Here is a 13,675-nt window from a genome sequence, read left to right on the forward strand (position 1 = left end):
CTTTGTCACTCAGGAAGTCTTCGCGGCTACCGCGCGGCGGCGCGCTTCGCGCGCGTCGTCGAACGTCCGCTTCACCGGCCCCAGCGCCTGCACGAATTCGAGCTGCTCGCCTTCCGGGCCCTTGCAGTAGATCAGCCGCCAGCCGTTCGACTTGCCCTCGGTGATCCCGTTGCTGTTCGCATCGAGCGGCGCGGCCAGGCGGTCCTTCTCCGTCGTCACCGTGAGCACGCGATTGGCGCGCACCTGCGTCATGCCGCGCCGTGCGGACTCGGCTTCGAGATCGGCGATGAACCGGTTGAAATCGACGTCGTCGCGAATGTGGAAGCAGATATGCATCATCCGCGGGAACGCGGGACTCATGTGATCGAGCGGCTCGGCGAATGCGGCGCCGCTGCCCATCGGCTGCTCGGCGTCGCGATACTGCAGAAGCTCGATCACGACGTTGTCGAACTGGATGAAGCGCACGTCGAGGCGCTGCGCACCGCCCTTGAGATCGGGAACGCCGAGCGTGCGCGGATTGACGCGGCGTTCGCGCGCGACGATCTCCTGGTCGGTCAAGAGCGTGTTGTGGATGCGCTCGCCCTGGAAGTCGCCGTCGCGCATCACTTCGGTGCCGCCCAGCACCTCGGTGTAGAACGCGAACGCGCGATCCATGTTCTGCACGGTCAGTCCGAAATGCTGCACGCCCTGCAGCCGCGCGCCGAGCGATGCGCCGCTGCGCGTCGCGGGTTGCGCGGCGGCGGTACCGGCCAGCGCCGGCACTGCCAGCCCGGCGACCAGCGCGAGCCCGCCGAGCTGCAGCGCGCCGCGCCGATCGAGATCCGTACCGTCGATATTTCTGTGGTTGCTCACATCGCGTCTCCTGGAATGAACACAAAGTGCCGCGTGTCGCTGCGACCGGCGGTCGCGTCACGACGTCTCGCTCGTGCGTGCGCCGGGGCCGAGCACGAAGAACCAGTGGCAGAACAGGCCGACGCCCCAGCCGAGCAGCACCCACAGCACCCAGTACGGCGGCCCGGTCAGGCGATTGACGATCGCCAGCACGACGAGCGTCGGCACGAACGCGATCGCGTGAATCCGGAACCCGAGTTGCTTCTGCGCCGGCGTGGCGTTTTTCATGGCGTTCGCCCTGGATCGTGGTCGTGGGCACGCGGCGTCATCGCGGCAGCCAGCCGATGACGCGCGCATGCAGGCTGTGGATGTAAAGGCGGTCCGCGGTCTCGGTCGCGCCGGTCGTCTCGGGATAGGCGCCGCGCGGGTCCTGCAGGTCTTCGACGACGCGGCCGTCTTCGTCGATCGCGAAGACGTGGCCGTAAGGCGCGCCGGTCGGGAGCATCGCGCGCGGCAGCCGCAGCAGGACCTTGCGCAGGAACGGCCGTTGCGCGAGCGCGTCCGCGGCCGGGTTGCGCGGACGGAACAACCCGACCCACACGCGGCCGTCGCGCCCGCGCATCAGATTGTCGGGATAACCCGGCAGATTCTCGATGAGCGCGCGCGCCTGCGGCGAGCCGCCGCGCACGTCGACGTCGCGCGCCGCCGCGTCGATCTTCCAGATGCGGTAGCGCCCCGTCTCGGCCACGAACAGCGCTCGCCCGTCGGACGACAGCGCGATGCCGTTGGCGAACGACAGGCCGTGCGCGACGACGCGCGTGTTACCGGTCGCCGGGTCGCAGGCGAGCACGCGGCCGGTCGCCGCCTGCTCGAGGATGTCGAGCACGCTCGCTTCGTAGGTGCCGCCCCATTGCGCGGGCGAGAAGCGCGCGGACGCGTCGGTGAAGTAGATCGTCCCGTCCGCCGCCACGACGACGGAATTGGCGTAGCGAACCGGATCGTCGGCGCCGACGCGATCGGCGAGAACGCGCATGCGCCCTTCGGCTGAAATGACGAGCAGTCCGATCATCGCGTCCGCGGCGACCATGCGGCCCTCCGCGTCGAAATCGAAGCCGAGCACGCGACCGCCCGTCTTCGCGAAGATCTCGCGGTTCGTACCGTCGGCATCCATGCGCAGCACGTTGCCGCTCGTCATCGCCGCGTACAGCTTGCCGTCCGGTCCGAACGCGATGTGCTCGGGGCCGAAGTCGCCGCCGAGGTCGATCGTGCGCAGGTCGGCCAGCCGCGTGTTCGGCGCATGCGCGCCGACGTAGCCGGGCGGTGTCGGCGCGGGCCATGCCACGGGCTCGGCGGGCACGGGCCAGAAGCACAGCCAGGCGACGATGCCGGCGAGGACCAGTGCCGCGATGCCGACGAGTTTTCGGAGGAATCTCATGTCCGTTGCCTGGCGCCGTGCGAGCGAATGCGGGTCTGCGACCGTGCGGCATAGATTCCGCGCGGGCGGTCGGCGGCGCGAGTCAAGCGTGGTAAAAAACGGTAGGGCGCCCGCCGCGTGCCGTACCGCCGCCGGGCGAAAGCGATCACCTCGAGAGGCACCCGATGCGAGCCACTGCCGGTCGTTTCATCCGCTGCGCATCGCTCGTCGTCTCCGCGACATTTGCGGCAAACGCGCACAATGCCGCCGATGCGGCGGATGCGGACGGCGAGCGCGGCGCGGCGCAGCTCGACGAGATCGTCGTGACGGCGAACCGCCGCGCGCAGCCGGCCGACGACGTCGGCGCTTCCGTCGACGTTCTCGACGGCGCGTCGCTCAAGGCGCGCGGCGTGACGTCGACGGCCGACCTGCACAAGCTCGTGCCGGGACTCACCGCTGCCGACACCGGCGTGAACGTGCCGGCGTACTCGATCCGCGGCATCGGGCTCAACGATCCGAGCCTCGCGTCGAATTCGACCGTCGCGATATCGGTCGACGAGGTGCCGCTGCCGTACGCGGCGATGTCGCAGGGACGGATCCTCGACATGCGGCGCATCGAAGTGCTCAAGGGGCCGCAGGGCACGCTCTACGGGCAGAACGCGACCGGCGGCGCGATCAACTACGTCGCCAACCGGCCGGGCGACGCCGCGTCGTTCGGCGGCAGCCTCGGCCTTGCGCGTTTCGACGGCGTCGCCGGCGAAGGCTACGTCGACGTTCCGGTCGGCGACACGCTCACGGCGCGCGTCGCGGTCGGCGCGACGCAGGGCGGCGCGTGGCAGAAGAACTTCACGCGCGACGATGCGCTCGGCCGCGTCGACAAAGGCGCGACGCGCGCGCTGCTGAACTGGCGGCCCGACGACCGGCTCGACGTCGATCTCGCCATCAACGGATGGGTCGATCGCTCCGACACGCAGGCCACGCAGATCGTCGCGTTTCGCCCGCAGGTGGCCGCCAACGCGCCGCGCGTGCCCGACGTGTTTTCGTCGCCGATCCCGCCCGCCGACGCAGGAGCCGCGAACTGGAATCCGGACCGCGACTACGCACGCGACGACCGTTTCCGTCAGATGTCGCTGAAGGTCGCCTACGACCTGCGCGCCGGCACGACCCTGACGTCGATCACGGCCTATTCCGACTACGACACGCGCGCGTTCAACGATCGCGACGGCATGGCGCCCGCGAACTTCGAATTCGCGACGACCGGACGCATCGAATCGACGTATCAGGAACTGCGCGTGTCGGACGACACCGCCGCGATGGCGTGGAGCGCCGGCGGCAACTTCCGCCGCGACCGCACCCGCGATTTCCAGTCGGCCGACGTGAGCCGCGCGACCAACACGTTCATCGCGGGCATGAAGCTCAATACGGTCGACTTCTGGTCGGCGCAGAACGTGAAGACCCACGCCGCATTCGCGGACGCGGAACTGCGCCTGACGCCGCGCTTGTCGGCGCTGGCCGGCGTCCGGTATACAAAGGACCAACGCGATTTTTCCGGATCGACCTGCGACGACGGCGACGGCGAGACGTCCGCGGTCTACACCTATCTGTCGAACACGTACCGCGCGCAGTTCGGACTGCCGCCGCTGCCGCCGATCGGTGCCGGCGAATGCGTCACGCTGTCGACCGACACGTTCACGCCGGGCATCGTCGAAGGCCGCCTCGTCGAGGACAACGTCGCGTTCCGCGGCCAGCTCAACGTGAAGGCGACCGATCGTTCGCTCGTCTACGCAAGCTTCTCGCGCGGCTACAAGGCCGGTTCGTTCCCGACGCTGTCGACCGTATTCGCGCCGGGATACGACCCCGCGACGCAGGAGCGCGTCGACGCCGTCGAAACCGGCTTCAACGCCGCGGCGTTCGACCGGCGTCTGCGCGTGCACGGCGCGTTCTTCCGCTACGACTATCGCGACAAGCAGTTTCGCGGTCGGGTGCTCGATCCCGTCGTCGGCAACCTGTCGAAGCTCGTGAACATTCCGCGCTCGGTCGTCACGGGCGCGGAATTCAATCTCGAAACATCGCCGCTGCCGGGCCTGACGCTGCAGTCGGCCGTCGCGTGGCTCGATACCGAAGTGAAAGAATTCGTCGGCGTGAACCTCTACGGCCGGACCGAGGACTTCGCCGGTCAGACGCTGCCGTTCAGCCCGCCCTGGTCCGCGAACGTCGCGGGCCGCTACGAATGGAACCTGCGCGGCGGCCTCAAGGCGTTCGCCGGCGCGGATATCGCGTGGCGCAGCCGCACGTCCGGTTTTCTCGGCCGCGACCGGCCCGCGGACATCGACGCCTGGGCGACGCTCGATCTTCGCGCGGGCATCGGATCCGGCGACGACCGCTGGCAGGTCACGCTGTGGGGAAACAACGTCACCGACGCGTACTACGCGACCACCGCGATGCGGGTCGGCGATACGTTCAACGCCTACGCGGCAAGGCCGGCGACGTACGGAATCCTGCTGAGCTACAGCAACTGAATCCGCCCGGGCTCCGGTCTCTCAGCGGCGGCCGTGTCGTCGTCCACCGTGCGCGCGGCGATGCGGAAGAAGACGGCCGCGACGGCCAGCAGCACGGGCGCGAGCAGCAGCGTGTAGCGCACCGTCTGCTCCGCGTAGCGCGCGCTCAGCGCGTCGTTGACGAGGCCGAAGACGAACGGCGCGCCGGCGCCGCCGGCGAGCGTCACGACGAGATACACGACCGCCGCGACGGAGCCGCGCACGCGCGGCGGCGACAGCGACGCATACGTCGCCATGGCGACGGGATGATGTCCGCCGGCAATCAACGTGAAGCCGATCGCGCACCACGTCGCGGCCTGCAGCGACGGCGCGAGCGCCGAGGCGAGCATCAGCGGCGCCGACAGCGCCGCGATCGCGACGAGGAACTGCACGCGCCGACGCGCGCCGCGGCGCGCGAAGACGTCGCTGACCGGCCCGATCCACAACGCCGACGCGACGCCGCACAACACGACCGTGCCGAAGATCGAACCCATCTGCGCGGCGCTCAAGCCATGCACGCGCATCAGGAGCACCGGAAACCAGACGAACCACGCGAACACGGCGCCCTGCAGCGCCGCGAACGCGACGACGAACGGCGGCAGCGTGCGGATCGCCAGGCACGCCCGCAGCATCTGCGACAACGCGACGGCCGGACGTGTATCGAGCGCCCCGGCACGGCGCGGCTCGGGAACGGTCAGGTAGAGCATCAGCGCGACGACGAGGCCCGGAGCGCCGACCGCGAACAGCGCGGCGTTCCAGCCGTACAGATCGCTCAGCTTGCCGCCGGCGTACGCGCCGAACGAAACGCCCAGGCCCATGCCGACCGAGCAGAACGTGAAGGCGGCGCCGCGCCGGTTCGCATCGAACAGATCGCCGACGAGGCTCGCGGTCGCGGGCGTCTGCGCGGCCTCGGCGGCGCCGACGACGAGCCGCGCGACGACGAGCGCGGCGAACGTGCTCGCAAGGCCGCCGAGCGCGGTCGCGAGGCTCCACGCCGCCAGTGCGAGCGCGAGCAGGTTGCGCCGGTTCGTGCGGTCGACCAGCCGTCCCATCGGCAGGCTGAACGCCGCCTGCGCGAGCGCGAACGCGCTGCCCATGAGAAACCCCATCGCCGCATCGCCGACCTGCAGCTGCTTCTGGATCGGTACGAGCAGCACGACGAACGCCTGGCGGTCGACCGTGGCGATGAACGCGACGAGGGCCAGCACCGCAAGGGTCCACCAGCGCCGGCGCGCCGACGCGCCGGTCGCGGCGGCATCGCTCACGGGCCGCTCCCGATATCGGTCAGCAGTGTCCGTGCGCGCCGTAGGTCGCGCGTTTCGTAACCTTCTTCGAAACGCCGCCAGGCATCGGACAGTATCGCTTCGGCCTGCGCGTTGCCGCCGGCTTCGCGCCACAATTCCACAAGGCTCACCGCGGTGCGCAGCTCCCACGACAGCGCGCCCTGTTCGCGCGCCCAGCGCAGCGATTCGGCGTAGCGATCGGCGGCGTCGTGGAGCGACCCGGGCTTCCCTTCGAGGCGCAGCAGGTTCCCCTTCATGCGCAGGATCTCCGACATGCCCCAGACCTGGCCGCTGCTCTGCGACAGCGCGAGCGCGCGGTCGATGCTCGCATGCGCGCCGTCGATGTCGCCGAGCTGCGCGAGTCCTTCGCCGAGATTGGCGAGGTACGACGGATAGCGCATGCGCAGGCCGTGATCGTAGAGTTCTGCGACGGCTTCGCGAAACGGCACGAGTTGAAAAGGTTCGCCGCGGTCGAGCAGCCAGCGCCCGCGCATGCACGTCGCCATCGCGCGCCAGACGGTCAGCCGGTGCTCGGTCGCGTAGTGCTCGATGAAGCGCAGCAGCCGGTCCGCGTCGTCGAGATCGCCGACGAACAGCGCGATGCCGACGGTCGTGTGGATGATGGCCGAGCACAGCGGCACCGCGTGATGCGACGCCTCGGCTTCCTCGCGCTGGCGCGCCGCCATCGCCACGGCCTGGTCGGGAAATCCGCGCAGCCAGAGCACCGACGCGAGCGAGCCGCGCGCCGCCAGATGCTGGTCGAACTCGAAGCGCGACGCGGCCGAGCGCCAGCCGCGGCACGGCGGGTGCTCGACGATGCGCTCCAGATGCCGCTGCGACGCGGCGAGATCGCCGAGGTAGCGCAGCGCCGATCCCGCCTGCGCATCGGCGTTCTCGACGGCCTTCGCATCGCCGCTGGCCGCGGCGATCGAACGCATCGCGTCGGACGCGGAAAGCGCCGCGCGCGTGTTGCCGCTCCACAGCTCGTATTCGGAAAGTCCGCGCAGGCATTCGAGCTGGCTGCCGGCGTCATTCGTGCGTTCGGCGATCTCGAGCGCCTTCGTCAGCGCCGATTTCACTTCCGGCAGCGGACCGCGGGTGTAGAGCAGCGACGCGCCCAGGGCGAGCCACAGGGCGCGCGCCTGGCGCTCGTCGCGATGCGCGTCGAAACGGCGCTTGAGCGCCAGCGCCACCGCGACCCTGCATTCCTCCAGCAACGACAGCTGTTCCCAGAAAGGAATCGCCGCGACCGTGAGCGCCAGTCCGAGTGCGACGTCGGCCATGCCGTCGAACGTCCAGGCCAGCGCGCTGCGCAGATCGTCGATCCTCGCCGCGTAGCGGCCGAGCCACTCGTCCCTCGGCAGCGCGCCCGCATCGGCGCCCGCCTGCCTCGCAAGGTCGAGCAGATGCCGCGCGTGCCGCAGCCGGGCGTCCGCGGTCTCGCCGGCGACCGCCAGCCGTTCGAGCACATAGGCGCGCGTCGTATCCAGCAACCGGTATTCCATCCCGACGTCGCGCGGTTCGGTCGCGAGCAGCGACTTCGCCACGAGACTCGCCACGTCCTCGACGACCTGCGCCCGCGAAAGGCCTTCGCCGTCGGCGACCGCGCAGGCCGACGCGAGGCTGAATCCGCCGGCGAAGATCGCGAGACGGCGCATGATCGTGCGCTCGCTGTCCGAGAGCAGCGCATAGCTCCAGTCGATCGTCGCCGCCAGCGTACGATGTCGCTCGACGCCGCCGCGATGCCCCGCGAGCAGCCCGAGCCGGTCGTCGAGCTGCGCCAGCAGTTCGACGACGTCGAACGCGTCGACGCGCGTGGCGGCGAGTTCGATCGCCAGCGCGAGCCCGTCCAGCCGTCGACAGATCTGCGCGACCACCGGTGCGCCGGCATCGTCGAGGCGAAACGATTCGAGCCGCTGCGTCGCCCGGTCGACGAAGAGTTCGATCGCCGGAAACCGCAGCGCCTCGTCCGCCGTGAGACCGCGGGTCTGCGGCGGCGTGCCCAGCGCCGCCAGCCGGCGCACGCGCTCGCCCTTGACGCGCAGCGGCTCGCGGCTCGTTGCCAGTATCTTCACGCCTTCGACATCCGCGAGTATCCGGCTCGCGCACACGGCGGCGCTCTCGACGAGGTGCTCGCAGCTGTCGAGCACGAGCAGCATCTCGCGACCGCGCAGGAACGCGCACAGTGTGGCGAGCATGTTCGCCGAGTGCGCGGCGAGGCCGACCGCGGTCGCGACGGCGTTGGGGACGAGCGAGGGATCTTTCAGCGGCGCCAGATCGACGAGCCAGACGCCGTTCCTGCACGAACCGACGGCCCGTTCGGCAACGGCGAGCGCGACGGTCGTCTTGCCGATGCCGCCGGGTCCGACGATCGAGACGAGGCGCGATTCCGCAAGCTCCCGGCCGACGGCGTCGATCGCGTCCGCCCGGCCGACGATGCGCACGATGCCGACCGGAAGATTGTGCCCGGGCGAAGACGCGGCAGCGGTATCCGCGAGCGGTCCCGCCGCGTAGGAAAATTGCACCGGCGCGACGAAACGATAGCCCCTGCCGACCACGGTCGCGATGTACGGCTCCGCGCCCGACCCCTCGCCGAGCACGCGACGCAAGGCGGCCATGTTGACCTTGAGGTTCGCCTCCTCGACGACCGTGCTCGGCCAGGCGCGCGACAGCAGCTCGCGCTTGCTCACGAGCTCGCCGGGACGTTCGACGAGCACGGTCAGAAGGTCGAGCGCACGGCCGCCGATCCTGACCGGCGCTTCGTCTTTGAGCAGCAGCTGCCGCTCGGGAACGAGAACGAACGGCCCGAAAGCGAACGACCGCGGACGCCGCTGGACGAGTTCGTCCGTCACAAGCTTTCCTGCAAACCGGAGTTGTTCACTTTGCCACGAACGGATCGACGAGAACACGCCCGTCCGGCCGGCCGGCTACATCGTCGCGATCACCGCATCGCCGACGGCAGCGTGCTTTCGAGCAGCCGCCGGATCAGCGCCTGCACGCGCACCGCGCGTTCCTCGACGTAGTCGAAACTGTCCTCGTCCATGTAGTTGAGCTGCGCCAGCTCCAGTTGCACCGCGTCGACGCCCTCGTCCGGCTTGCCGTATTGGCGCGTGATGTAGCCGCCCTTGAAGCGGCCGTTGACGACGTGCGTGAATTCGTTCTGCGCGGCGAGGATCGCCGCGAGCCGCGCCTGCAGTTCCGCGCCGCAACTCGCGCCCGCGGCCGTGCCGAGATTGAAATCCGGCAATCGCCCCTCGAACAGGAACGGCACGACCGCGCGGATCGAATGCCCTTCCCACAGCACGACGCGGCCGTGCTCGGCGCGAATACGCGCGAGCTCCGCCTGCAACGTCTCGTGATATGGACGCCAATACGTCTCGACGCGTGCCAGCACTTCCTCGTGCGCCGGGTTCTGTCCGTCGAGATACACCGGCTCGCCGCTGAACTGCACGATCGGACACAGCCCCGTCGTGTTCTGGCCCGGGTACAGCGACACGTCGTCCGGCGGGCGGTTGAGATCGACGACGTAGCGCGAGAACCGCGGTACGAGGATCGACGCGCCGAGGTCGCGCGCGAACGCATACAGGCGGCTGACGTGCCAGTCGGTGTCCGGCGCGCGCCGCGCGTACGGAACGAGCCGCTGCGCGATCGCATCGGGAATCTCGCTGCCGTCGTGCGGCAGCGAGACCAGGAGCGGCGCGGTGCCGCGATGCAAGGTGCAGACGTTCAACATTATTCCTTCGCGGTCTTGCCGATAGGCACGTACAGCGCGCTCGGCTTGCCGCCGTCGTGGTGCAGCGTCACCGTCACGGCGCGTGCGTCCTTCTTGGTTTCCTGCGCCACGACGCCGCCCGAGTTGTAGTTCTTTTCCGAGTACAGGCTGTTGATCGGATGGATCACGACGCGCAGGCGCGAACCCTTCTTGACGAGGCGCGAGACGAACGTGAAGCGGTCGAACGTGTACTCCTCGACCTTGCCCGGCACGGCGAGCTTCGGCTCGCGCAGGCTGTTGCGGTAGCGCGTGCGCATCAGATCGCTCGACAGGAACAGGCTGCCGCCGGCGTCGTCGATCGCGTAGACGTCGATGCCGATGTCGGTGTCCGGCGCATCGAGCGAGATCCAGCCCTTGAACGAAAAGAAGCCCGAAATTTCAGTGTCCTTCTCGAACGGCGCGGTGTGGAACACGAGTTGCTTGCCGTTGCGCGCGATCAGCGCGCGCTGGTCGATCAGGTCCTTGCCGCCGTTGTCGGCCGTGTCGGCGTCGGCGCTCGACACGTCGAGCGGATCGTAGACATAGCGCGACTTGCCCGCGCGCGCGGCGCCCTTGTCCGGCGTCAACGCGCCCGACGCGTACACGTCGTTCGCGGCGTTGCCGTTGGAGCCCACGTAGTACGGCCGTTTTTCCGCGGTGATCGCCTCGAGCGTCGGCGCGTAGCGCCACGCTTCCTCGCCGGCGACGTAGTACGCGACGCGCGCCTTGAGAAACTCCGGTTTCGTGCCGCCCTTCAACGTCCAGTCGTACCACGCCTTGTGCAGCGCGTTCATGTCGACGAGGCTCGCCGGTCCGAACTTCACGCCGTCGACTTCCGCCTGCGGCGTGCGCGTGCCCGCGTGGTCCCACGGCCCGATGACGAGATAGTGCTGCGCCTTCGCCGCGGCGTTGCCGTATTTCATGTGCGCGTCGTAGAACGCGAACGCGCCGGGCTGGTCGCCGTCGTACTGGCCGGTGACGGTCAGGATCGGCAGATTCAGCTTCGCGTACTGCTCCGGCGTCGGACTGAAGCTGTCCCAGTACGCGTCCTGCGCGGGATGCGAAATCCACGTCTGGAAATGTGTCGACGGATTGCCCACGCGCGCGTCGAGCGTCGCGAACGATTCGTACGCCTCGTAGCCGTCGCGGAACTTCTTCGCCCAGAAAGCGCGATCGCCGAAGATCTTGTCCTGCGAAGCGCGTCCGCTGACGAACGTCAGCCACATCATGTCGTACGGATAGAAAATGTTGTTGCGCATCGGATAATCGACGCCGGGCATCGGCGACGCCACCGGCACGATCGAGGTCAGGTGCGACGGAAACTCCTTCGCGGTCGCCCACTGGTTGTAGCCCGCGTACGAGCCGCCCCACATGCTCGTCTTGCCGTTGCAGTACGGCTGCCCGGCGAGCCATTCGACGATGTCGTGACCGTCGCGCGCTTCCTGCAGGAGCGGCGTGAACTCGCCGTCGGAATTGCCGCGGCCGCGCACGTCGACCGTCAGATACACGTAGCCGTGCGCGGCGAAATACATGCCGCGGTCGTGATAGCTCTGCGAGATGTACGGCGTCAGCGTGAACACGCACGGCAGCGCGTCTTTTTGTCCTTGTGGACGATACAGCGTCGCGTTCAGCTTGACGCCGTCGCGCAGCGGAATCTTCACGCCCCACTGGAAATCGACCGGCGTCGCTTCCGCCTCGTCCGCGGCGCGAACCGTCGTCGTCGCGCCCGCCGCGAGCGCAAGAAGCGCCGCGCACCCTATCGCCTTGCTCATGCCTTTCTCCTCAAAGCCGAAAACGCGTCGGACCGTAGGGCGCGGGATCGATAGCAGGTTGCAAACCTGCGACGAGCGCGGCGACGAGGTGCCCCGTCGCAGCCGACATGCTTACCCCGAGCATGCCGTGACCCGTCGCCAGCACCAGATTATCGGCAGACGCCGCGCGTCCGAGGATAGGCAGGTCGTCATAGGTCATCGGCCGCCAACCGTACCACTCCTCTCGCACATGAGCGCCTTCGGGCTCGCGCAGGTACAGCGCGGCGCCGCGCTTCAGGGCGTCCAGGCGCACGCGATTCAAGCTCGTGTCGTAGCCGGCGAACTCCATCGTGCTGCCAAGGCGATAGCCGTCGGCCCACGCGGTGACGCACACGCTCGCCTCCTTGCACACGATCGGCGTACGCGGACACGACGCCGGCCGCGTGTAGGTGATCGAGTAGCCCTTGCCCGGCTGCACCGGAATGCGCAGGCCCAGCTGCCGGCCGAGCGCCGGCGACCACGCGCCGAGCGCGAACACGACGTCGCGACCGCGATACTCGCCGCGCGACGTGCGCACCGCGGCGACGCGACCGGCATCGACCGCGAAGCCTTCGACCGCGCAATCCTCGACGATCGTGCCGCCGGCCGCGCGCACGATGCGCGCGAGTTCCGCGACGTAGCGGTCCGGCCGCACCTGCGCGTCGCCGGGATGGAATACGCCGCCGACGATCTCGTCGTTGAGGCACGGCTCCAGCGCGCGCAATTCGTCGCCGGTCTTCTCGACGACGTCGATGCCGACGTCGCGCAGCGAGCGCGCGTGCCAGCCGAACGCGCCGAGCGCGGCGGAATCGCGAAACGCGTAGATCGTGCCGTGTTCGGCGTAGTCGCAGTCGAGCCCCTCGTCGCGCACGAGCCCCGCGATGAGCGCGCGCGAATGCGTGAGGATCGCGGCCTTCGCGCGGTTGGCGGCGTCGAAGTCGGTCCAGTTGCAGCGTTGTGCAAAACGCAGCATCCAGCCGAGGAGTTCGGGATCGAAGCGCGGCGCGACGCGGAACGGCGCGTCCTTGCGCAGCATCCAGCGCAGCGCCTTGCCGACCATGCCGGGCATCGCGAGCGGCGCGGCGTGGCTCGGCGTCAGCGTGCCGCAGTTGCCGTGCGACGCGCCGCCGCCGACGCGACCGTGATCGAGCACGACGACGCTGCGGCCGGCCTTGAGCAGATACCAGGCGCACGCAAGGCCGACGACGCCGGCGCCGAGAACGAGTACGTCGGGAGAGCGGGAATCGGACATCCGGCGATGCTAGCGGCTTTCGCGCGCGCTGTGGCCGCCCGGGCTCGCGGCCATTCGTCGAGGGGGCGCGAACGAGAGCGCAGCCGTCGGACGAAACGTGACAAACCTGTTGCCAACCCGAAAAACCGCCGCTATCATGCGCAGCTCCTTCGGGGTGTAGCTCAGCCTGGTAGAGCGCTACGTTCGGGACGTAGAAGTCGCAGGTTCAAATCCTGTCTCCCCGACCAATCTTGGTCCACAAAGGCCCGCCTCGTGCGGGCCTTTGTCGTTTCAGGCCTCCGTCCTATGCTTGCGCGATCTGCGATGCGACGGAGCCGCCATGACCGACACCGCGACGACGATCCTGCTTTGGCTGGCGACGATCGGCTCCGCGCTGATCGCCGGCACGTTCTTCGCATTCTCGACGTTCGTCATGACCTCGTTCGCGCGCATCGAACCGGCGCAGGGCATCGCCGCGATGAACGCGATCAACACGACGATTCTCGGCTCGGCCTTCATTCCGGTATTCGTCGGCACGGCCGTCGCCGGCGTCGCGCTCGCGGTGCTCGCGTTCCTGCCGTGGAACGGCGCCGCGAGTCTTGCGATGCTCGCCGGCGCGATCGTCTACGTCGTCGGCTCGTTCGGCTGCACGATGGCGTTCAACGTGCCGCTGAACGACGGGCTCGCGGCGTTCGATGCGAACGATCCGGCGGCGTTGCCGCTATGGTCGAAATATCTCGTCGACTGGACGTTTTGGAATCATGTGCGGACGGTGGCTTCGGGTGGAGCGTGTGTTCTGTTCGTTTCGGCATTGATTTGGCGCAGCTGAACCAAGTGA

The 13,675-nt window shown here is 69.0% G+C and carries 10 protein-coding genes and 1 tRNA gene; 3 read left to right on the top strand and 8 right to left on the bottom strand.

Annotated elements, in window-relative coordinates; translation table 11 throughout:
* Positions 1–9: 9 nt before the first annotated feature.
* Genes OD750_RS22365 through OD750_RS22375 form a run of 3 tightly spaced genes read right to left on the bottom strand, consistent with a single transcriptional unit; the run spans position 10 to position 2,266 of the window.
* Entirely contained in the window at positions 10–852 is an 843-nt protein-coding gene (locus OD750_RS22365; protein WP_263544304.1) for a VOC family protein, read from the bottom strand.
* Between the two features lie 57 nt (positions 853–909).
* Positions 910–1,119 (bottom strand): 2TM domain-containing protein, encoded by a 210-nt coding sequence (locus OD750_RS22370; RefSeq protein WP_263544305.1) that lies wholly within the window; start codon positions 1,117–1,119, stop codon positions 910–912.
* A gap of 37 nt (positions 1,120–1,156) precedes the next feature.
* Positions 1,157–2,266, bottom strand: coding sequence for an SMP-30/gluconolactonase/LRE family protein (locus tag OD750_RS22375; RefSeq protein ID WP_263544306.1), 1,110 nt, complete (start codon positions 2,264–2,266; stop codon positions 1,157–1,159).
* Positions 2,267–2,430: 164 nt separating this feature from the next.
* Between OD750_RS22375 and OD750_RS22380 the strand changes: the two genes are divergently transcribed.
* On the top strand, positions 2,431–4,764 hold the full coding sequence (locus OD750_RS22380) for a TonB-dependent receptor (RefSeq protein ID WP_263544307.1): 2,334 nt from the start codon (positions 2,431–2,433) through the stop codon (positions 4,762–4,764).
* On the opposite strand, the gene OD750_RS22385 is transcribed toward OD750_RS22380, so the two are convergent.
* The 5 genes from OD750_RS22385 to OD750_RS22405 all read right to left on the bottom strand — a co-directional run bounded on the left by OD750_RS22385 (position 4,752) and on the right by OD750_RS22405 (position 12,858).
* Positions 4,752–6,047 carry an MFS transporter gene (locus tag OD750_RS22385; protein WP_263544308.1) on the bottom strand — a complete coding sequence of 432 codons (1,296 nt, stop codon included), beginning with the start codon at positions 6,045–6,047 and terminating at the stop codon, positions 4,752–4,754. The genes OD750_RS22380 and OD750_RS22385 overlap by 13 nt on opposite strands.
* On the bottom strand, positions 6,044–8,917 hold the full coding sequence (locus tag OD750_RS22390) for an ATP-binding protein (protein ID WP_263544309.1): 2,874 nt from the start codon (positions 8,915–8,917) through the stop codon (positions 6,044–6,046). Before OD750_RS22390 ends, OD750_RS22385 begins: the two co-directional genes overlap by 4 nt.
* Before the next feature lie 89 nt (positions 8,918–9,006).
* A complete protein-coding gene (gene hutG, locus OD750_RS22395; protein ID WP_263544310.1) occupies positions 9,007–9,798 on the bottom strand; it encodes an N-formylglutamate deformylase in 792 nt (263 codons plus the stop codon).
* Positions 9,798–11,588, bottom strand: a complete 1,791-nt coding sequence (locus OD750_RS22400; RefSeq protein WP_263544311.1) for a CocE/NonD family hydrolase — start codon at positions 11,586–11,588, stop codon at positions 9,798–9,800. The genes hutG and OD750_RS22400 overlap by 1 nt, the downstream gene beginning before the upstream one ends.
* A gap of 10 nt (positions 11,589–11,598) precedes the next feature.
* A complete protein-coding gene (locus OD750_RS22405; RefSeq protein ID WP_263544312.1) occupies positions 11,599–12,858 on the bottom strand; it encodes an NAD(P)/FAD-dependent oxidoreductase in 1,260 nt (419 codons plus the stop codon).
* A 150-nt stretch (positions 12,859–13,008) separates the two neighbouring features.
* Here OD750_RS22405 and OD750_RS22410 point away from each other — a divergent pair.
* Positions 13,009–13,085 (top strand) — tRNA-Pro (locus tag OD750_RS22410).
* A gap of 92 nt (positions 13,086–13,177) precedes the next feature.
* Entirely contained in the window at positions 13,178–13,666 is a 489-nt protein-coding gene (locus OD750_RS22415; protein ID WP_263544313.1) for an anthrone oxygenase family protein, read from the top strand.
* Positions 13,667–13,675 lie beyond the last annotated feature (9 nt).

This window comes from Tahibacter soli, from assembly GCF_025717065.2.
Lineage (GTDB): Bacteria > Pseudomonadota > Gammaproteobacteria > Xanthomonadales > Rhodanobacteraceae > Tahibacter > Tahibacter soli.